At 45.5% G+C, this 20,471-nt stretch carries 20 protein-coding genes; 3 read left to right on the top strand and 17 right to left on the bottom strand.

Annotated features, from left to right (window positions below; translation table 11 throughout):
* Positions 1–6: 6 nt before the first annotated feature.
* The 12 genes from G9G53_RS19755 to G9G53_RS19700 all read right to left on the bottom strand — a co-directional run bounded on the left by G9G53_RS19755 (position 7) and on the right by G9G53_RS19700 (position 13,965).
* On the bottom strand, positions 7–1,071 hold the full coding sequence (locus tag G9G53_RS19755; RefSeq protein ID WP_029515511.1) for a PAS domain-containing sensor histidine kinase: 1,065 nt from the start codon (positions 1,069–1,071) through the stop codon (positions 7–9).
* Positions 1,072–1,524 (bottom strand): GAF domain-containing protein, encoded by a 453-nt coding sequence (locus G9G53_RS19750; RefSeq protein WP_029515512.1) that lies wholly within the window; start codon positions 1,522–1,524, stop codon positions 1,072–1,074.
* A 45-nt stretch (positions 1,525–1,569) separates the two neighbouring features.
* Positions 1,570–2,253 carry a respiratory nitrate reductase subunit gamma gene (gene narI, locus G9G53_RS19745; protein ID WP_029515513.1) on the bottom strand — a complete coding sequence of 228 codons (684 nt, stop codon included), beginning with the start codon at positions 2,251–2,253 and terminating at the stop codon, positions 1,570–1,572.
* Complete coding sequence (gene narJ / locus G9G53_RS19740) at positions 2,253–2,819, bottom strand: nitrate reductase molybdenum cofactor assembly chaperone (protein ID WP_029515514.1); 567 nt, start codon at positions 2,817–2,819, stop codon at positions 2,253–2,255. The genes narI and narJ overlap by 1 nt, the downstream gene beginning before the upstream one ends.
* Positions 2,812–4,389, bottom strand: a complete 1,578-nt coding sequence (gene narH, locus G9G53_RS19735; RefSeq protein ID WP_028542275.1) for a nitrate reductase subunit beta — start codon at positions 4,387–4,389, stop codon at positions 2,812–2,814. The genes narJ and narH overlap by 8 nt, the downstream gene beginning before the upstream one ends.
* Complete coding sequence (locus tag G9G53_RS19730; protein WP_029515515.1) at positions 4,379–8,053, bottom strand: nitrate reductase subunit alpha; 3,675 nt, start codon at positions 8,051–8,053, stop codon at positions 4,379–4,381. The genes narH and G9G53_RS19730 overlap by 11 nt, the downstream gene beginning before the upstream one ends.
* A 198-nt stretch (positions 8,054–8,251) precedes the next feature.
* Positions 8,252–8,929 carry a molybdate ABC transporter permease subunit gene (gene modB, locus G9G53_RS19725; protein WP_165149743.1) on the bottom strand — a complete coding sequence of 226 codons (678 nt, stop codon included), beginning with the start codon at positions 8,927–8,929 and terminating at the stop codon, positions 8,252–8,254.
* Entirely contained in the window at positions 8,926–9,780 is an 855-nt protein-coding gene (modA, locus tag G9G53_RS19720) for a molybdate ABC transporter substrate-binding protein (protein WP_165149730.1), read from the bottom strand. The genes modB and modA overlap by 4 nt, the downstream gene beginning before the upstream one ends.
* 29 nt (positions 9,781–9,809) lie before the next feature.
* Complete coding sequence (gene ric / locus G9G53_RS19715) at positions 9,810–10,529, bottom strand: iron-sulfur cluster repair di-iron protein (RefSeq protein ID WP_165149728.1); 720 nt, start codon at positions 10,527–10,529, stop codon at positions 9,810–9,812.
* A 109-nt stretch (positions 10,530–10,638) separates the two neighbouring features.
* Positions 10,639–12,060, bottom strand: coding sequence for a protoporphyrinogen oxidase (hemG, locus tag G9G53_RS19710; RefSeq protein ID WP_029515519.1), 1,422 nt, complete (start codon positions 12,058–12,060; stop codon positions 10,639–10,641).
* Complete coding sequence (locus tag G9G53_RS19705) at positions 12,044–13,162, bottom strand: TIGR04053 family radical SAM/SPASM domain-containing protein (RefSeq protein ID WP_165149726.1); 1,119 nt, start codon at positions 13,160–13,162, stop codon at positions 12,044–12,046. Before G9G53_RS19705 ends, hemG begins: the two co-directional genes overlap by 17 nt.
* Before the next feature lie 14 nt (positions 13,163–13,176).
* The gene (locus G9G53_RS19700; protein WP_069010497.1) at positions 13,177–13,965 is read right to left on the bottom strand and encodes a YwiC-like family protein; all 789 of its coding nucleotides are present in this window, start codon (positions 13,963–13,965) and stop codon (positions 13,177–13,179) included.
* Positions 13,966–14,134: 169 nt separating this feature from the next.
* On the opposite strand from G9G53_RS19700, the gene G9G53_RS19695 reads away from it, so the two are divergent.
* Positions 14,135–14,557: a hemerythrin domain-containing protein gene (locus tag G9G53_RS19695; protein ID WP_029515522.1), complete on the top strand. Its 423-nt coding sequence runs from the start codon at positions 14,135–14,137 to the stop codon at positions 14,555–14,557.
* A 28-nt stretch (positions 14,558–14,585) separates the two neighbouring features.
* Here the strand turns inward: G9G53_RS19695 and G9G53_RS19690 are convergent, their stop codons facing one another.
* The 5 genes from G9G53_RS19690 to G9G53_RS19670 form a co-directional block, all read right to left on the bottom strand.
* The gene (locus G9G53_RS19690; RefSeq protein ID WP_165149724.1) at positions 14,586–15,383 is read right to left on the bottom strand and encodes a hypothetical protein; all 798 of its coding nucleotides are present in this window, start codon (positions 15,381–15,383) and stop codon (positions 14,586–14,588) included.
* 78 nt (positions 15,384–15,461) lie between these two features.
* Positions 15,462–15,929, bottom strand: coding sequence for a hypothetical protein (locus G9G53_RS19685; RefSeq protein WP_165149722.1), 468 nt, complete (start codon positions 15,927–15,929; stop codon positions 15,462–15,464).
* A gap of 52 nt (positions 15,930–15,981) precedes the next feature.
* Positions 15,982–16,452: a DUF6097 family protein gene (locus G9G53_RS19680; protein WP_029515525.1), complete on the bottom strand. Its 471-nt coding sequence runs from the start codon at positions 16,450–16,452 to the stop codon at positions 15,982–15,984.
* 100 nt (positions 16,453–16,552) lie between these two features.
* Entirely contained in the window at positions 16,553–17,263 is a 711-nt protein-coding gene (locus G9G53_RS19675) for a DUF1963 domain-containing protein (RefSeq protein WP_238794847.1), read from the bottom strand.
* An 11-nt stretch (positions 17,264–17,274) separates the two neighbouring features.
* Positions 17,275–18,201: a cell division protein ZipA C-terminal FtsZ-binding domain-containing protein gene (locus G9G53_RS19670; RefSeq protein WP_165149718.1), complete on the bottom strand. Its 927-nt coding sequence runs from the start codon at positions 18,199–18,201 to the stop codon at positions 17,275–17,277.
* Positions 18,202–18,361: 160 nt separating this feature from the next.
* On the opposite strand from G9G53_RS19670, the gene G9G53_RS19665 reads away from it, so the two are divergent.
* Positions 18,362–19,108: a hypothetical protein gene (locus G9G53_RS19665; RefSeq protein WP_165149910.1), complete on the top strand. Its 747-nt coding sequence runs from the start codon at positions 18,362–18,364 to the stop codon at positions 19,106–19,108.
* A gap of 268 nt (positions 19,109–19,376) precedes the next feature.
* Complete coding sequence (locus G9G53_RS19660; RefSeq protein WP_165149716.1) at positions 19,377–20,462, top strand: WXG100 family type VII secretion target; 1,086 nt, start codon at positions 19,377–19,379, stop codon at positions 20,460–20,462.
* The last annotated feature ends 9 nt before the right edge of the window (positions 20,463–20,471 follow it).

Genomic DNA, 20,471 nt, shown 5'->3' with positions numbered 1-20,471 from the left:
AAGTCTCTATTCCTCCTCTTGGCCAATCGGAATTTGCAAAAAGACTTTGGTTCCCTGACCCACATTTGATAGGACGCCAAAACTTCCGCCTACCAGCTCTGCTCGCTCCTGCATGCCATATAAACCTAATCCCGTTCCAATAGGCTGGCTCCCCTTTTCAAAGCCAATTCCATCGTCCTCTACAGTCAAACGAAGCGTATGATCGTGCTCAGTCAAAGAAACTTTAACCATGTCTACCTGGGCATATTTTAAGGCATTGAGAACAGCCTCTTGGCAGACACGGTAAATGACCGTTTCCTTTTCACTTCCGTATCGCTTTTGGGGAAGATCCGACACAAATTCAACGACAAGACCAAAGCTTTGTTCAACCCTCTTAAAGTGGGAACGAAATGCCGCTTCAAGCCCAAAATCATCAAGTGTGGCGGGGCGTAGTTCCACAGACAGGTTGCGGATATCATCCAGCAATCGCGTCATGGATGCTTCAGTCTGCTTCATGTTTTTGATGAGCTGTTCATCATTCGTCATGTATTTTAACACCCGCAGCTCAACAACCGCACTCATCAATTCCTGGGCGACGCTGTCGTGCAGTTCCCTGGAAAGCCGTTTACGCTCATTTTCCTGCGCTTCAATGACATGCTTCATCATTTTGTTTTGATACAATTTTTCCTGCGTCTGAAATTGCGGAGTCAAGTCCCTCAACATCAACACCCTTGTTCCATGTTCAGAATCAATGGTGTGAAAAGAAGCGGCATAGGGGATCATTCCGTTGCTCTTTGTTTCCAGATATACCTGAAAAGAAGCGAAATCCTTGGATTCTGGCATATTGAAATAACAATCAAGGCAGGTACGGGGCTCCGTTTCGCTTGTATAGCCCCTGCATGTTCCACACAAAGCTTTTTCCTTCCCTTCATAGAGTTGAATGAGGACGTCATCGCTCACAATCTCCTCCGCTGCCGGGTTCATAGCTAGGGTGTTCCCTTGCCCATCAAAAAAGAAAATGGCTTCTGTACTGTTCTCAAACAACTTCACCATTAGCGCATTCAAAGAGCCAGTCCCTACAGATAATGTCAATTACATCACTTCCTTCCCGTTCAACTCTCCAAATCCCCTATGCGCCAAAGCTTCCAAATCACGCATCATGGCTGCGGTCATCAGCAGTTCTTCCCGAAATCCACCAAGCAGTACGCCCGCGACGCGAGCATCATTCCATAGGGGAACAGCCCCGAGACTCTTGAGTTTCTCGGATTGAACGATCGGGTAGTTAAACAGGTTGTCTGCCCCCACATATTGATGAACAGATGGAATGAAAACGGATTTCCCAGTTTTGAACACGACTCCTGCTATGCCCTTTCCGGATTGCAGTACAATTCGCTTAAAGCGATCATTTAAATTACCGGCTGCATTTTTCCATTTAATTACGTATTGATATTCGGCCGGTTCAACCAGAGCAAGCGCCATGAAATCATAACCGAAATGTTCGCGTATTCGCTCAAGCTCCCTTTGATAATCCATCCTATTATTCATCGCTCTCTCCTAATAGAATTAGGAAAGAAGGCAGAGCCCGCTTTCCTAATTCGATTTATGTCTTCTGTAAAGGATATAACTTCTGCGCACATAATTCAACGGAACACTCCACACATGTACAAGCCGGGTAAACGGCCAGAATGCAAAAATCGCAAAGGCCATAAGAATATGAAGCTTGAAGGACATCGGTACGTCTCTCATCAGTGTCGGGTCGACACGGAATACGAATAAACCGCGGAACCAGATTGAGATCGTCTCTCGATAATCGAATTCTGGCTGTACCGCATTCGTTACGAGAGTCGCAAACATCCCCATGCATACAATGGCCAAAAGCAATACGTTTACTATCAAATCAGACGCCGTACTTAAATGGCGCACATTGCGTATTGTAAATCGACGAGAGGTAAGAATCAACATACCGAGGAACGTCATCGCTCCAAATATTCCACCAATATAAACTGCTCCAATATGATATAGATGATCGTTTACACCCAGTGCATGCATCCAGGTTTTGGGTATGCCCAGACCGGATACATGACCCATAATAACCGGGATAATACCCAGGTGGAATAAGAGACTTCCGATCATCAATTGTTTCTTTTCAATAAACTCACTTGATTTCGCTGTCCAATTGAACTGATCATTTCTGTAGCGGAAAATATGCCCTACAATAAAGACGACCACACACATATAAGGGAAAATAACCCATAAAAACTGCTCTAGCATCATCATTGCGCAGCTGCCTCCTGTTCTACGCATGCTTTAAGCGTTTCGCGCAGTCCCTTGACCAGATGAAAATACGGGCTTTCCATTTTCTCCAGCGCTTTAAGTAAATGATATGTGCCGTCTTCCAGGATCGCGATTGGCATGCGGAAGTTTTCTGTCGTCTTCGGATCTTGCGACCATTCGGCGGCATACAGAAATTCACACATGAGCGGAAGGTAATCTGGCAGCTCACCATCTGGCATTTCAAGACCATACATCTCGTATAGCACCTTTAACTTGACCAACATTTGTCCCCGTTCTTTTGCATCTTCGAATTTGAAGTAAGTCATATATAGTGCACAATTTTTTTGAAAATCAAAGGTTTCTGTATACATTTCCTGAATCTCTTCCATACTGAACTCTTGCATAAGGGACCAGTAGGTGTTCGCATACGTATATGCCGGATGGTTTGGATCAAACGATGCTTCCAGAAAAGCCGGATGAAAATCCAGCTTTTCCGGGTACATGAGTTGTTGGGCGAAAAACCCGAATGATGGCTTGCATTCATACAGCTTCGCTACATTAATCACGCCAAATACCCCCGTAGAAGTTTTCTTCATACATTTCTTTTCCCGTTTTCAAAGGCTCTTCCATCCCCATTGAACTTGCCATACTACAGCCGTCACATCCAGATCCTGAACCCATATTTCCCATGGTATCGCCGTAACCCGCAGATCCTTGAGCCCGGTACGGATTCGAATATCCTTCTTTATGCGACGTTGGAATGACGAAACGATCCTCATACTTGGCAATCGCCAGAAGCCGATACATCTGCTCAGTCTGCCGAGGTGTCATGCCAATGCGCTCAAGACGGCTTTCATCAAAAGATTGTCCTGTGGATTGAGCACGCATATAGGAGCGCATCATAGCCATTCTTTGCAAGGATTCCTTCACGGTTTGGGTGTCGCCCGCCGTCAGCATATTGGCAAGGTACTGAATAGGGGTACGCATTTCTTCGATAGCCGGAAAAATCATATCAGGATTCTCAATCGAGTCTTTCCCTTCAAAGTAATTCATGATCGGGCTAAGTGGTGGAACATACCAGACCATAGGTAATGTGCGATATTCCGGATGAAGCGGGAATGCCAGCTTGTGCTCAATGGCAAGCTTGTAGACCGGCGAGTTCTGCGCTGCTTCAATCCAGTCCTCCGAGATGCCGTCTTTTCTCGCTTGAGCGATCACTGCCGGATCACTAGGATCCATGAACAGGTCACACTGCGCCTTATAAAGCTCTTTCTCGTCCTGCGTAGAAGCGGCCTCAAGCACCCGATCCGCGTCATACAGCATAACACCGAGGTAGCGAATTCGTCCTGTACATGTCTCGGAGCAGACTGTCGGCAGGCCTGCTTCCACACGTGGGAAACAGAAGGTACATTTTTCCGCTTTGTTCGTCTGCCAGTTAAAGTACACTTTTTTGTATGGGCAGCCCGTCATGCAATACCGCCAGCCGCGACATGCTTCCTGATCCACGAGCACAATTCCGTCCTCGTCCCGTTTGTACATAGCACCTGAAGGACAGGACGCGACACAGCTCGGATTTAAACAATGTTCGCAAAGCCGTGGGAGATAAACCATGAACGACTTCTCAAAGTTAAATTTAATCTCTTCTTCGATTTTCTGAATATTTGGATCAAGCGGACCGGTTACATGCGCACCCGCCAGGTCATCTTCCCAGTTTGGACCCCACTCCAAATCCATTTTTTCACCCGTTACCGCAGAGTGCGCGCGTGCCACAGGTGAATGCTTCTGTTCACCAGCGTTGGTCAGTTGTTCGTAATTGTAAGTCCAGGGCTCATAATAATCTTTCATTTCCGGCATATCTGGATTGTAAAAAATCTTACCCAGTGCTATTTTGGACAGCTTGTTGCCTGACTTCAGTTCCAATTTCCCTTTGCGGAGCTGCCAGCCGCCTTTATACAATTCCTGGTCTTCCCAGCGCTTCGGATAACCGATACCGGGTTTGGTTTCCACATTGTTAAACCACATATATTCCGCACCTTTGCGGTTCGTCCAGGTTGTTTTACATGTCACGCTGCACGTATGGCAGCCAATACATTTATCCAGGTTCATGACCATGGCAATTTGAGCTTTAATCTTCAAGCCAGTTAACCTCCTTCATTTTACGTACCGCAACGTACACATCACGCTGGTTGCCGATTGGACCATAATAGTTGAATCCATAACTAAGCTGAGCATATCCACCGACCATCTGGGTTGGTTTGAGATGAATTCTTGTTGGTGCGTTATGACTACCGCCGCGTGTATCCGTGATTTCAGAGCCTGGCACTTGAATGTGCTTATCCTGAGCATGGTACATGAACATAGTCCCTCTTGGCATCCGATGGCTGACAACGGCCCGGGCGGTTACGACGCCATTACGGTTGTATACCTCTACCCAGTCATTGTCAGCAAGATCGTGCGCCTCTGCGTCTTCATTGTTGATCCATACGGTAGGACCTCCACGAAACAGCGTAAGCATGTGCTGGTTATCCTGGTAGGTGGAGTGAATATTCCATTTACCGTGCGGTGTCAGATAGCGAAGCACGAGTGAATCTTGTCCGCCTTTTATTTCCCGATCCCGAGGACCGAACACCATCGGTGGCAACGTCGGTTTGTAGATCGGCAATGATTCTCCAAATTGTTGGAAAATCTCATGATCAATATAGAAATGCTGTCTTCCCGTCAAAGTACGAAACGGAACGAGACGTTCAATATTCGTTGTAAATGGTGAATAGCGGCGTCCCTTCTTGTTCGATCCAGTGAATACTGGTGTCGGTATAACTTCCCGAGGCTGTGCCGTGATACTTTGGAAAGTGATTCTTTCCGCTGCCCGATCAGCCGAGATGTCTTTAAGTTCAACACCGTGAAGCTCTTCTGCCTGCTCATAAGCCTTTTGCGATACCCGTCCATTAGTCGCGGATGAAAGATGAAGAATTGCATTGGCCACTTGGCGAGCTGTCTGGATTTTTGGCAGTCCGTCTTTAATGGACTCATCGTAATAAACTCCGTTCAACTTTTTCATTTCCTCATATTCTTCTGCTACGGAGAAGCTGACGCCATGCGCACCTGCTTTCCCAGTAGTCAAATTCGGACCGAGTGAGATAAATTTATCGTGAATTTTAGTATAGTCACGTTCGATGATGCTGAAATTCGGCATGGTTTTACCCGGGGTCGCTTCAATCTCGCCCTTCGTCCAATCCTTTACAAGACCCATCGGCTGTGAAATTTCACCCACACTGTCGTGTGCGAGCGGCGCGGTCACAAGGTCTTTATATATACCTGGCAGGTACTCTTTCGCCATATCAGAAAAGACTTCGGAAAGCTGGCGGTAAATATCCCAGTCCGCACGGGATTCCCACAGTGGATTAACGGCCGGATTAAACGGGTGTACGAAAGGATGCATATCGGTGGACGACAAATCCGTTTTCTCGTACCAGGTTGCCGCCGGAAGCACGATATCCGCGTACAATGGGGTTGTCGTCATCCGGAAATCAAGTGCAACCATCAGATCAAGCTTTCCTTCTACATCTTCTCTCCAGACGATTTCCTCCGGTTTCTGCTCCTCGTTCGGCCGGGCAAGCAGGGCATCAGATGCTCCGAGTAAATGCTTCATGAAATACTCTTGTCCCTTTGCCGAACTGGAAATCAGATTGGACCGCCAAACAAAGAGTGAACGCGGGAAGTTCTCGGCTGCCCCAGGATCTTCTACAGCGAAGCGTGTCTTACGTGATTTAATCTCTTCCACAGAATGATTAATGATTTCCTCGTTGGACTTTTTGCCTAATTGCGCTGCCTCTTCGGCGAACAACAGACTATTTTTATTAAACTGTGGATAAGAAGGCAGCCAACCCAGACGCGCTGCGAGCACGTTGTAGTCTGCTGGATGTCTGTAACTGACATCCCCGCCAGTCGGTGACTTCAAGGTGTCTGTTCCACTTTCTTCGTAACGCCACTGCTCTGTTGCAAAGTAGAAAAACGATGTAGCATTTTGCTGTCGAGCCGCCCCTTGCCAGTCTTTTGCAAAGGCAATCGTTGACCAGCCTTCGATTGGGCGGAGCTTTTCTTGACCCACATAATGCGCCCAGCCTCCCCCGTTTACACCTTGGGAAGCCGTCAACACGACAAGGTTCAAGATGGACCGATAGATGGTGTCACTATTGAACCAGTGGTTGATACCCGCACCCATAATAATCATGGAGCGCCCTTTGGTATCGATAGCATTTTGGGCAAATTCCCGAGCAATCTGTACCACAACAGACGCCTTCACACCTGTGATCTTCTCCTGCCAGGCAGGGGTATAATGCGAAGCTTCGTCGTAATAATTCTTGGCGTTATGAGAGCTGTCATTGCGTGCGACACCGTACTGGCTCATCATCAAATCGTACACGGTTGCTACGTAACGTTCCGAGCCATCTGCCAAGCGTACTTTTTTGACTGGAATTACACGTTTGAACGTTCCATTACCTGCGTTATCAAAATAAGGGAATACGATTTCTTCCCATTGCTCGCCATGACCTTCCACAGTGAGTGCGGGCTCAACCTTTGTTCCGTCTTCCCGCTCCAGAATCAGGTTCCATTTCTTATCCTGCTCCCAGCGCTGTCCCATCGTACCGTTCGGAACCAGCATTTCCCCCGCTGCTTCGTCATATATGACTGGCTTCCAGTCCGCATGCTGCGAAGCATCTCCAAGGTCACTCGCCCGTAGGAAACGTCCACCTTTCCAGGCTCCCTCGTGCGGATCAAGCAGAATCATAAACGGCATATCTGTATATTGTTTGGCATAGTTAATGAACATCGGTTCTTGGCGCTCTTTGTAAAACTCATCCAGAATAACATGTGTCATAGCCTGGGCTACAGCAGCATCTGTACCCGGATGTGGTGCAAGCCAGTTGTCAGCGAACTTCACATTCTCCGCCAAGTCGGGAGCCACTGATACAACTTTTGTCCCCTTATAACGTACTTCCGTCATAAAATGAGCGTCTGGCGTCCGGGTAAGTGGTACATTCGATCCCCACATGATCAGGTAACCCGCATTGTACCAATCAGAAGATTCCGGTACATCCGTCTGCTCACCCCAAATTTGAGGAGATGAAGGCGGAAGGTCGGCATACCAGTCATAGAAACTCAACATCTGTCCACCAAGAAGCGAAATGAATCTGGCTCCTGAAGCGTAACTTATCATTGACATCGCCGGTATTGGCGTAAAGCCCGCGATCCGGTCAGGACCATACTTACGAATGGTATAGATGAGTTGCGCCGAGATCAGACGCAGGACATCGTCCCAAGCGACACGGACATGACCGCCTTTTCCGCGAGCTGCTTTGTAGAGCTTGGCTTTCTCCGGATCTTCCACAATGCTTGCCCATGCTTCCACCGGATTGGCATGTTCCTGGATGGCAGCCTGCCAAAGCCGCAACAGCTTACCGCGCATATAAGGGTATTTCACACGTAACGGACTGTATTCATACCAGGAAAATGTAGCGCCACGCGGGCATCCTCGCGGTTCAAATTCTGGCATATCTACACCGCAGGAAGGATAATCGATCTGTTGATTTTCCCAGGTAATGATGCCGTTTTTCACAAAAACCTTCCAACTACAGGAACCGGTGCAGTTCACTCCGTGAGTCGTCCGAACCACTTTGTCGTGAGACCAACGCTGTCGGTACACGTTTTCCCATTCTCTATTTTTTTCCTCAAGGATTGACCAATTTCCCGAATAGCTTTCGATCGGTTTAAAAAAGTTGAGGTTGTATTTTTTTTTCATCGATGACCAACACTCCTTTTTAGAATAAATCATCCCAACGCAAGTTCCATGGGAAGGTTCATTCGCTTACTCTCATTATGTAATTCATTCATCGCTGTTCCCATTAGGGAATGTCCTATAGCGCTACAGGAAATCCCTCGTTCTATCGAAAGATACAAAAAAGCCTCCCTCTGCTAAAGGGAAGCTTATATGAAGAGATTAATTGTTCTTTTGGCCCGTTAACAGGAGCATGATAAAAGAAATGAGTATGATAGAGCATGTCCACGCCCAGGCCATAGGAAGATGCCCAGAATCCACCGCAATATAAATGGCCGTCGGAATCGTTTGTGTTTTACCCGGAATATTTCCGGCAATCATCAACGTAGCACCAAATTCGCCCAGACCGCGGGCAAAACCGAGTATAAAGGCAGCTTTAAAAGAAGGGAAAATTAAAGGAAAGGTGATATACCGGAAAACCTGCCATTCACTTGCACCCATCGAACGTCCCGCGTTTTCCATGTCCTGGTCAACAGAAGACAATCCCATTTTCAGTGTCCGATAAACAAGAGGAAAAGCCACTACCACCGCTGCTATAACCCCAGCCCACCACGAGAATATAATAGGTTCTCCAAACGATTGCTCCACAAAACGTCCGAATCCGCTTTTTCGTCCTAGTAATATTAGTAGTAAAAAACCAACAACCGTCGGTGGGAGTACCAAGGGCAGCATAAGCACAGTTTCAACAACCGTTTTCCCTTTAAATAAACCTAACCGTGACATGGACCATGCCACAAGCAATCCTAATATGATCACTAGAACGCTGGATAACAGTGCAACCTGCAACGATAAGCGGATAGGAGGCCAATATTCATTCCAATCTATATCTTGCATGCTCACTTCGGTATGGTAAATCCATACTTAGCCATAATATTCAGAGATTCTTGTGATTGTAGGTATGCATAAAAGTCTTCGGCTTCTTGAATGTGCTTTGAACCTTTGATAATCCCGATTGGATACTCAACAGGTGAATAGGTTTTGGGATCCACCTCAAAGGCGATTTTTGCCTTTTGTGAAGTCAACGCATCTGTTTTATATACAAATCCGACATCAGCATTCCCAGTTTCCACATATTGCAGCACTTGTCTAACGTCTTTCGCTTGAACCAGCTTGCTCTGTAACGTGTCCCAAAGCTTCGCTTTCGTCAGCGCTTCCTGTGCGTAGTTGCCTGCAGGAACACTTTCAGGAATTCCGATCGCAACTTTCTTCACTTCTCTTTTTGTTAAATCGGTTACACTCGCAATGTCCATCGTCCCATCTGCTGGGATAACCGCGACCAATTCATTCGTCAGCCATGTTTTTTGTTTATTACTCTCTATTAACTGCTGATCTACGAGAGACTTCAAGTTTTTCTTCGAAGCGGACAGGAACAAATCCGACGGCGCTCCTTGCTCAATTTGTTTTTCCAGCGCACCAGAGCCGCCGAAGTTAAAATTCAATTTGGTGCCTGTATGGGTTGATTCGTATGAATGCTGAATTTCTTTGAGCGCATCCGTTAAACTTGCAGCTGCGGATATGGTAAGCTCAACAGTTTCAACCTTTTTCGAAGAATCCTGGCTGGAGACCTCGTTGTTCTGGGCCGTGCTGCTACCATTTGAAGCTGATTGTTGCCCCGCACCGCACCCTGAAAGTAATAAAATGATGGAAATAACCAAAACGAAAACAGTGCTACTTTTAATTAATTTATGCAATTGGTTCGGCTCCTCATGTTAGTTCATCATTAATTAATGGGTTTCGCTATTAGCTGTGCCTGTTTCGTACGTTCGATCAATGTACAATTTTCAAGAAGAATATGATTGAAAATATCTGCTTCCAGGTCTTCTAACCGCTTCAATACGAGTCGGTGCGTACCACAAGCTTCCTGCATCGGCTCAAAGCCATTTGTGATCAAGCGCATTTCCTTCAGGAATTCCACCACCGTTTGATGCTCGTCTTGCAACTTGGACAAAATTGGATTCAACTCATCTGCTCGTTCCACTGTTGATTCTTGTAAAAAGGCTTCAATCATCGGAAACACAAGGTCCTCCTCATATTGAATATGTTCCGATATTTCCTGTTTAAGCAAGGTGAACAGTTCATTAACTCGCTTTAGATGCGGATAACGTTCGCCATGAACCCGCGTTAGTTTGGTTACATACGGCGTTAACGCCGATAGTTCTTCCCGAAGCTTCGTATGATACTCATTTTGAATATAGGCGATTAGTTCTTTGGGTTCGAGTGAAGGAGGTTGCATTTGCTTATGTTGTGCCTGCTTTTCTTCCACTTCGTGTATCTGCGTCAGCAGTTCACCAGCGTGGAGACCTTGATTGGCTGCTGCTTCACGGAGTGATATTTTCCCTCCACAGCAGAAATCAATCCTCAGTTTGCGGAACAGATCTCCCGTTTTGGGTACTGCTTTCACAATGTCCGCCACCCATGTTTCTTCCGTTAACTGGCTCATCTTCCATTCCTCCATCTTACTTCGATTTTATACTTAACTTTCATTCTACGTCTCCCTTAAAGCTGAACCAATCAGGGGGTTCCCTCTTTCATTCGTGGAAAGAGCCTGATTATAAAAAATCAGAAAGCAACTGTTCAGCCGCTTCTTTCCCTTGAGCGATGCAATCTGGAATTCCAACGCCCCCATAGCCGGCACCACATAGAAAAACACCCGGTAAATCCTGTGCGAAGTCCTGTCTGATCTTCGCCATATGCTCTTTGTGTCCAATCGGATATTGCGGCATTGATCGATCACACCTACTGACTTCGGTGAATTCCGGTTCCGCTTCCAGGCCCATTAAATCTTTCAAATCTTTACGCGCGGCATCCACAAGTTGATCGTCTGTCATCTGAATCCACTCCTGTGCACCTGCATGTCCAATGTAGGTCCGTAAAAGCGTATATCCTTCAGGAGCAGTATGGCTCCACTTCGTCGAAGACCAAGTACATGCCGTAATCTTTTTGCCTTCTTTGCGGGGTACTAAAAATCCCGTTCCCTCAAAATTAAGATTAAGATCTGTGTTTTTATAAGCAAGAGCAATATTGGCTACGGAAACATAGTGAATCTTGTGTAACCAGCTAGCGCTTGCAACGCCGGAGAATAATGTAGCCGCTTCAAAAGCTGGAACAGCGCAGATCACCGCATCCGCATCTATTTTTTGTCCATGTTCTAAAATGACCTGATAACCGCTTTCTTTCCTTACTTCAACTACACCTTGCCCCATAACAAAACGTACGGTATCCAGCCTTTCCTTTAGCCGCTCCACGATCGAAGATAATCCTAGCCGATAAGAAAGAAACATACTTTTCTTAGCGATATCCGGCAGGTTGTCTTGTACTGCTGGCTTTCTCCCCGCCCCTTTAGACATACCCTTAATCAGACTTCCATGCTTTTGTTCCATTAGTTTAAATTGAGGGAAGGTTGACATGAGGCTCAGGGAATGTGTATCCCCAGCGTAAATTCCAGACAGCAGAGGTTCCGTAATCTGGTCCAGAACTTCTTTGCCGAGACGCCGTTTGATAAAATCACCTAGAGATTCGTCTGCATCACCTTTCTTTGCCGGAATGATTAAATCCAGGGCTGCCCGTGCTTTTCCCAGCGGAGAAATAAGTCCTGTCCGAATGAAGGGAGTGAGCTTTGTTGGAATGCCCAGAATGAAGCCCATCGGCATCGTATGAAGTTTGCCCTTATGCAAAATACTAGCAGATTTGGCTTTCGGGTTTGTCGATACCAGATCTGCTTCCAGCCCCAACTCCATAGTCAAATCCAATATTGCCGTCTTTCTGGCCAAGAAAGCATCCGGTCCTTTTTCGATCATAAAATCGTTTTGGCGAACGGTTTGCAGTTTTCCTCCTAGACGTTCACTTTTCTCCACCAGTGTAATCTCCACTTCAAGTTGCCGATCCTCAGCCAGCTTTTTCACATAAAAGGCAGCACTTAAACCGCTTATTCCTCCACCGAGAATAACGACTTTTTTAGAACTTTTCTTCATCATGAAAACACTTTTCCTCTCCAACCCCGGGTATATAAGCGCAATAAGGGTCACTCTCCAAATAGTCTCCTGTTATTGCAAAAGCCCTTGCTCTGGAGCCCCCACAGACAGCCTTGAATTCACAGACTCCACATTTACCTTTAAGTAGGGACTTATCTCTAAGATTCATCATGATCGGAGAGTTGCGATAAATATCTGCCAAGCTATCCTTTCGTACATTCCCGCACATAAGAGGCAGGAAACCACTAGGGTATACTTCGCCGATATGACTAATAAAAACAAATCCATCTCCGTCATTTACGCCTTTAGGAGCACGTCCTAAAACATCTGCCCTCTTTTGTCCGTCTGCTACACTGTTCTCACCTGCACTGTGCTTTTGCTGCAGCACGACCCTCCGGTAGTGAGGAGCTTCTGTAGCCTTCACTCCGTACGGCATCTGTTGCTGTATTTGATACAACCATTTCATTACGGCTTCATGCTCATCAGGAGTAATCATATCTTTCTCCATGCCACGTCCAGTTGGAACAAGGAAAAATAAACTCCATAACACGGCCTGCATTTCCTTTACTCTTTCTGCAATTTGCTCCAGATCATGAAGATTGTACCGGGATACCGTAGTGTTCACTTGAATAGGGATGTTCAGTTCCTTTAAATAACCAATTCCTCGCATGGTCGTATCGTAAGAACCCGCTGTACCCCGAAAATGATCGTGAATCTCGGCACATGAACCGTCCAGACTAAATGCCCACCGCGATAATCCAACTTGCTTTGCTTTTTCTACCGCTGTTCGTGTCACTTTAGGAGTGGCACTGGGGGTCATTGAAACCGACAGATTTTTCTCTTCAATTGCATATTGAGCCAGTTCAAACAGATCAGGACGCATTAAAGGATCTCCGCCTGTGAATACAAGCAACGGATGATTCATTTCAGCGATTTGATCTATTAGCTTCTTACCTTCTTCTAGTGTCAGTTGGCGAGGATCAGGTTTGTACTGAGCTTCCGCTCTACAGTGAAGGCACTTTAAAGCACAAGCTCGTGTAACCTCCCAGATGACTATAAACGGGTCAGTATGATAATCACGCGGCGTTTTTAAAGATATCATTGATGTCTCTCCTTTTAGAAATATAAAAACAACACAAAAACATAGAGCATCATTGAAAATCCAATTTCCGCCATGCCAACTTGTTTTGCCTTTAATCCGAGTTTAGGAAGCCAAATGGCTCTTATCAAAAAAATTAAAAAAGGAATAAACAGAAATAACTTTAACCAAATAGCAAACAACAAAATCACCGCATGATAGATAACGGAAGCATAATGGTAACGTATATTTTTTCTTTCACGAATGATCGTTTTGACATACAAAGCAGTTCCGATAAAGTAAAGCACCAAAAGCAAGAATAGCTCTGTTGCTACCCTCCAATCCTCTCCTCCCCCCATATAAATAACGGGATATATAAAAGAACAAAAGAGTAAAATTGCAACAATGTCATTGAGTAAAGCACGTTCATTTTTCGTTCTCGCAAAATAAATATTAGCCATAAAAAAGAGCAATAAAAGAACTCCATACCAGATCAAGGCAGGCTCAAACCATATCAGTGAAATTAACAAAGGAAGTAATATCACTCCGTATACAACGGCGGGTTTGCGGTATCTTTCACTGCTGCCTGTTTTGATCCATTGGAGGACAGGAAAACTGAATAAGTAGATAAAAAACCAGCACACAAATAGGGGTATATGAATGAGATCCCCTCGAGAAGCAGCTAAACCGAATAAAAATGGAAGAATGAGCATAGCCCAGGCTCCATGTTGATTGGGTATGTATCTGCTCATCCCCCTCAAACCCTTGATCCTTTTTTCACAATCTTTTTTATGTCTGTTATTTCGGTTAATCGATTCATCATCCATTCCCCCAAGATTGAGTTTTATCTTCTAACTTCATTCTAAGTATTATATGAAATTGAACCAATTAGGGAGTTCCCTTTTCCTTAGAGGGGAAAATCCTAACCGGAAAAATAACGCTATTTTCTTATGCTATACTGTACTAAAAAAGGGAACAAAGAAAGGATGAACTGTTATGGGAGGACCTTCTTTACGTCAACTGCATGCTCATCATGCCATTCATCAAGGCGGGCTATCTGGCGCTCTAGATAAGACGAGAGAAGTAGAGGAATTACTCGAAGCGAAAGAATTCCAGGTGGCGCGCCAGGCTGCCGACCACTTGATCGAATATTGGGAAACCCGCATTCTCAGCCATGCTGATGCAGAAGAGGAAGGATTCTATCAGGAAATGGTCGAGAAAAAACCGGAACTGCAGGAGGCTGTCGTCAAACTTACACGAGATCATGATCTGCTCCGAATCATTGTAAAAGAACTCAAAGCCGGGATCCGTGAAGAAGGGCTTACGCCTGAAGTTCTTCAACAGTTCCACGCGCTTCTGGTTGTCAATGCCATTCATAGTCGGGAAGAAGAACGTTTGCTGTTTGAGCAACCGTCATAATCAAGATGTGCATAACGATTCACATTCTCTATAAAAACGTACCAAAGAAATAGTCCAACGCCTCCTGCGAGTATCCGTCATCTCCTTGCCAGGCTGCTACGGAATAAAAATCATGATTGCCGTGCTGTCGTTTACGAGGCGTGTCCTGTGGGACCAGCAGTCCGGCATATCCCCACACCTCCATGACGACATCACGCTCGTTTTTGCTGGATGGGAACACATCCTTCCAGCGCTTTTCCAATTGACGTGCACTGCTTTGAGCATCACAGTTCTGAACAGCTTCGAGCATGTTATGGAGTATAGCTAGATCCTCATCGGAAACATGAACATCCTCTTCTTGACTGAACAATTCAAGGTCCATCCAGCAATACAGAAGGTAGTTCAGACGAATACCGCCCCATTTGATTCGTTCAAAATTTAGTACATTCAAATCTTTATTGACGTATTCCTTATCGGACATCATTTTATTAAAATTACAATCCCCACAGCTACTGTAATTGGGCAGGACGACAGGCCGCTCCCCATAGGTGTGCAAAGGAAGCCCTGCGGTTAATGCCCAGCTCGATAAGGCGCTTCGTAAATGAACCTTTTTCGTGGAAAGACTATGCAAAAATGCTGCTGCCACTCGTTCTTTTGTAGCCTTTTGCTGGTGCAGCTCATGCAGCCTGTTTATAATCTCGTTATGTGTAATGGTGATCGGATCGAACATCAAGCCCTTACTTTTGGCATATTCAAAATCCTCACCCGAAAAAGATCCCCGCTCCTGCTTCCAGCCGCTAGAGGACCAGAATGTGTTCATCAGTATTTTTTTCGACTTTTTATCCACAACACATCTCCCTTACTCATCCAACACCCTCACTTCCAACAAAAAGCGAAGGGTTGTCGTGTATTTTATGTAAGATTACTATTCATCTTTATACTTAAAAGCAATGGCCGTATTTCCCGACCGGGGGTCAAAATAAGAAGAGATTTTCCCCCAGTTCAGTTTATATTCCATATAGGGGTAAGGCTTTGTTTGACGATAGCTTGGCTTTACGGACAATTGTTGCTGTAACAAACGATCATGCTCCCTTTGCCGCTTTCTCTCCCCTTCTTCAGACCAATTATCCCACGAAGTTGGAAATTCATTGCCCTGGAGCGAAATCTCCACGACAACTAGGCTTGTATCCTTAAAGCATACAGACACAAAAAAATGCCGACGCAGCAAAGAAACCTGATCGAAATGATACCAGATATACTCATTTCCTAGCTTTCTTACAGAATGAAAATATTTAGAATACCAATCGGCCTCTAACAACTGATCTTCCGTTAAATATGAGTAAATCGCACGCTCACCATCGACCTGAATGATTCCCGATTCCCAGTCATTCATTGCTGCCACTCCTTCAGCTATTATGCCAATCTCCTACAGTTGCTCTCTGCCCTTATTTGTCCACATGATTGAAAATGGCCTGCCAGGCCCGATCTAGCACCCTCGTATGTAATTGTTTGGCATAAACAGTTCTAACGATGGCGAGAACGATCACACCCACGAATACAACACTGAGCAAAGTAATAGAGGGAACCCAATAGTCAAACATGGCATTCGCCAGCACTTGCAGCAAATGTCGTTCGGGTTGTAAATATTCCATTGCTGCAACGATGCCTGCTGCCAGCAATATGATCACTGATATAATCATAAGCATTGCATTGATTACTTTGTATTTGGCAAGCCCTCGCTGAAAAACGCGAGTTCCCGCATATTGCTCCAGCACGATGATCTGCTTGTGAAAATCATGTTCTACCTGCTCTACAGGCAGATCGTGCTCCTGAATAAATGCATGAGCTTTCTTCAGTTCGGATTGAATAAATAAACTACTCTGGATAGCAGATCCCAGCTGACCTAAAACATTCATATCTTTTCACTCCACTTCAATAGTATCTAACTTACGAGTATATAGGGTCATACCGAACATGGCAATGTATGGAAGACAGACTGCTCTCTAAATGAGCCTATTAGTAAAAATCAAAGTAGCCCCGCCAGACTCCGTCATTCTGATGCTTGGCAAAATAAAAGCTGCCTCCATCCACAATATTCAATTGGGCTTTGGCATCCGAAGCAATCTGAAATACAAATTCATAGCCCTCGCCAAAGTCAATGCCCGATTGAATAAAGCTGGGATAGCCACCGATTTTGTGAACCGCATATATTTCCTCTACGATGTCCTCAAAATAGTCGGGTTCCTCCTTGTCCATTTGGTTAAGGGCATCGCCGTATTCCTCAGGGATGTCATCACCGTCCCAGACCGGATAATCATTCTCTTTGAGTTCAGGGAACAGCGGAAATGCTTTGATTTGCATAAATGACGGACCAAAATCTTTTTCGACCAAATCCTCTACCGACGTATACTCACGAATACACATATACCCTTCCATGTCCTCATGATCCAGTACATCGGGAGACAGGAAGACTGTCAACAGCTTGATGCTACGCATAGCTTCAGGGACAAAGGGCAAGCCCGGCAAATACAATTGCATGATCGGAGCCATAGCATTCCCCTGTACATCAATGGGTCGTTCCTCCGTTGGCAAAGCCACTGTAACTCTACCAATCCAGCTTTGTTCAAGGGAATCCGACGGTCTACGACCCCCTGTATGAAAAATCGTAGCTTTACGTTTTAGAATCGTTCTTAGCTTCTCAATAGCGTTGCTGGACAACGAAATCACTCCTTTCTAATCTAGAATAGAAACAGAACAACATCCTCGCCTGCTTTAAATCCAAACTCTCTTAGTCGATCTTCCATCTCTTGAATCTGATGTAGATAATCTTCCGGCACAGCTGGCAGACCCTGTTCATTCACTAATGTCCCGCCGAGTCTGGTGCGTGCATATTCGGCACTTTTCCACATCGCCTCAAACACCGTTTGCGGCTGCGCGGTTCGCACCCCATCCATACTAAAAATTAAATCTGCAAAGCGCTCCTCTGCGAGTGTACTCAACCAAAAAAAGCCAGGCTCGGTTCCCGTATGTACGCTAAATAGTTCATCATAACCTCCCGTCCCGTGATGGTGTGCATGGAAAATGTCCATATCTCCCCACTCCATTCCGAGACTCAGCACGACATCCCAGATATCCGCTCCACGGTAAGATTGGCCTTGATCCGCTACTAGCCTAAGCATGACAGCGTGTTCCCTTTCACCTTCCTGATCTGTAAATGCTTTAAGTTTTTCCGCTTTTGCACGTGCATGGGCAGCATCCTCTCGAGGAAGCACATGAACAGTTCCCTTCTCCTGAAAACGCGCTGGCAGTGTGTTCATAAAGTCTGCAACCTTGGCTTCATCCAAACAAACCTGCATCTCTACATTATCGAATATATCTATACAAACACAAATTTTATCAAAATGGCATTCGCCTGCTGGTCTGCGCCCCACACTAGTCCACACCTGTAAATCATGAACATGCCCATACACGATATATCCTTTGAGCAATTGCAAAATATCCTCATCTGACAACGTAAAACCACTAAATTCCACATCAATCAGCCAATAGATATTAGCATCAGGCTCCACTTGATGGATTCCTTTTATGGTCTTGACAGGCTCATGTTCCAACTCCACGGCAAGGATGCTCGATACATCCTCACTCCCATGTTCGGGTAAATTCATGAATCTCTCTCCTAACTAGCTGTTTTCACTTTACAGTTTCCTATAATTCTCAATATATATTAAACTATAAATCACCAAGCACAAAATAGTATAAAAACGGTGCTGGGTTGTTGAACTTAACTTTTTAGAAATTCAAAGCTTCGAAAGGGGAGAACTCATGATGCAAAAACTTTGGCAAAAAGGCAAGGCTCTGTCTCTGCCTATTATGGTGTCCGCATCGCTGATATCTGGAGCGCTGTCTGTAAGTACACCTGCGGCGAATGCGGCTGCAACCAAGGAATTGCTTCAGCTATCCGGTCAGACTACTTACTATGGAGAGGTCGAGAATGGGCAGCCTAACGGACGTGGTACGATCAAATGGAGCGAATATAAGCAGTATTCGGGTGATTTTGTGAATGGCAAGCGATCAGGTACCGGAAAATATACAAATCAATACACGGATGCAGATGGACAGAATCATAAAGTCGTATACAACGGAACTTGGAGCAATGACACGATGAGCGGCAAGGGTACGCAGACTGAAGAAGTGACGCAAATGGATGGAACCGTACGTTCGAACGAGATCCAAGTAGGTACTTTTCAGAACAATGGATTACAGAACGGCTACCAAGTGATCCACGCTGTGGCCGATCCAGACTACAGCTTCACTTATAAAAATAGCAATGAAATAATAAATATCTTGCACAGTAATCAAGATCTGGTCCAAAGGTGGCAAAAAGGAGACCTCTTCTCCGTAAATTATAAAAATGGCTCTGTCCAAAAGGAATACTCCATGTTCCCTGAAGAGACTGCTACCAAAGAACGCCAAAGACAAGCGTCCATTAAGTATCTCAAAGGAATAACTGCCAAGGTCACTCCTCACTTGCAGCAGTTTGAAAAGCTGTCCAAGCAGATTCCGCTAAAGTAATTAAACCGACGCGAATATGTATTAGTCTCTACGCAAGAAGGCCTCTCTTTCTAATGGAAAGCTCCATTTGAAAAGAGTGGCTTTTTTCGTTTCGTTATGAATGACTATAAGAACTTCGGATCATACACCTCCTACTATTCTCCCTTATGCACCCTCATGAACTCATACAAATGACTTATTTTTCACTAAAACCCCCTCCTTTTTTTGCTAACCCCCACTGGATTCACTAAAATATAAGTAATTATTTTAATCATCCGAGGTGGACATCATGGCTAAAATTATGGTTCCTCCTGAGAAACTAGAAGCGGTTTCCAGGCAGTTCGCACAGGCACGTGAGCTGGGGGCACAAATTTGCGGACAACTGTCACAGCATATTCAGATGTTGGAAAATAGCTGGGCAGGAACAACACAGCAGCGCTTTTATCAGGATTTTCATAAAGCGCGTGGACAAATGGATGCTTTCACTCAAACTGTCAGTTCTGTCAGCACAGAGCTGCGTTCCATTGCAGTAAAATTTAAGGAAACAGATACCCAAGCAGACACGGGGATTACCAAAGGAGATCACAGCGGACAGATCAGCAACAGCGAAGGGGCAACTTCCGGGAAAAAAGGACCCGATCCAGCAGATATAGCCATTAACAGCCTGTCAGAGGCCAACAAATGGCGCGGGCAACTAGGATTTGCCGGAACAGCGATCTATAGCGGTCTGGCTTCCACACTTGTGCTCACCAAAACAGTAGAATTCAAGAAAAGTCTGAAGAATCCCACTCGAGCTGTTATACATAATGCGGCATGGGTGAAAGGCAAGGGTAACAATGCTTTTATGCGTAATTTGGGCAAAAGCCTAAACCGCCAATTCGCCAAACCCGGTATTGTGATGAAGGGGTTAAAGGGCTTTGATCGATTAGCTGGAAAGCTTCAAATGGGTAAGCTCGGCCTCGGATTCAACAAAGCCAACAGCTTTCCTCAGTGGACACGGAACGTCATCGCCGGGGTGGAAAAAGGACGTTACGGCATAGCCACCCGCCAAATTCCCGGTATGATTGCCAAAAAGCTCTACCCTATTAATGCCACCATGAATATTGTGGGCGAGGGCATCAGTCTGGCTGGAAAATGGAAAAACGGGAAGCTTACCGGAACGGATGTAGCTGTATCTGCCTCTAACGTAGTGATTAAAACCGCCGCAACTTATGGCGGCGCTGTCGTTTTGGGGTCCATAGGCGGTGCTATCGGTGGTCCGGTCGGCGCAGCCGTCGGGGCATACGTCGGCGGTACAGTGGGAAGCTGGGCAGGCGGAAAAGTCGCCAAATTTGCGGAAAAAGGGATACGCTGGGCCAGCAAATTATTTAAATAATATACACAC

Source organism: Paenibacillus sp. EKM206P, from assembly GCF_011066155.1.
Lineage (GTDB): Bacteria > Bacillota > Bacilli > Paenibacillales > Paenibacillaceae > Paenibacillus > Paenibacillus polymyxa_D.
The sequence above is the reverse complement of the archived record's forward strand: the minus strand, read 5'-3'. Positions and strand labels throughout refer to the sequence as shown.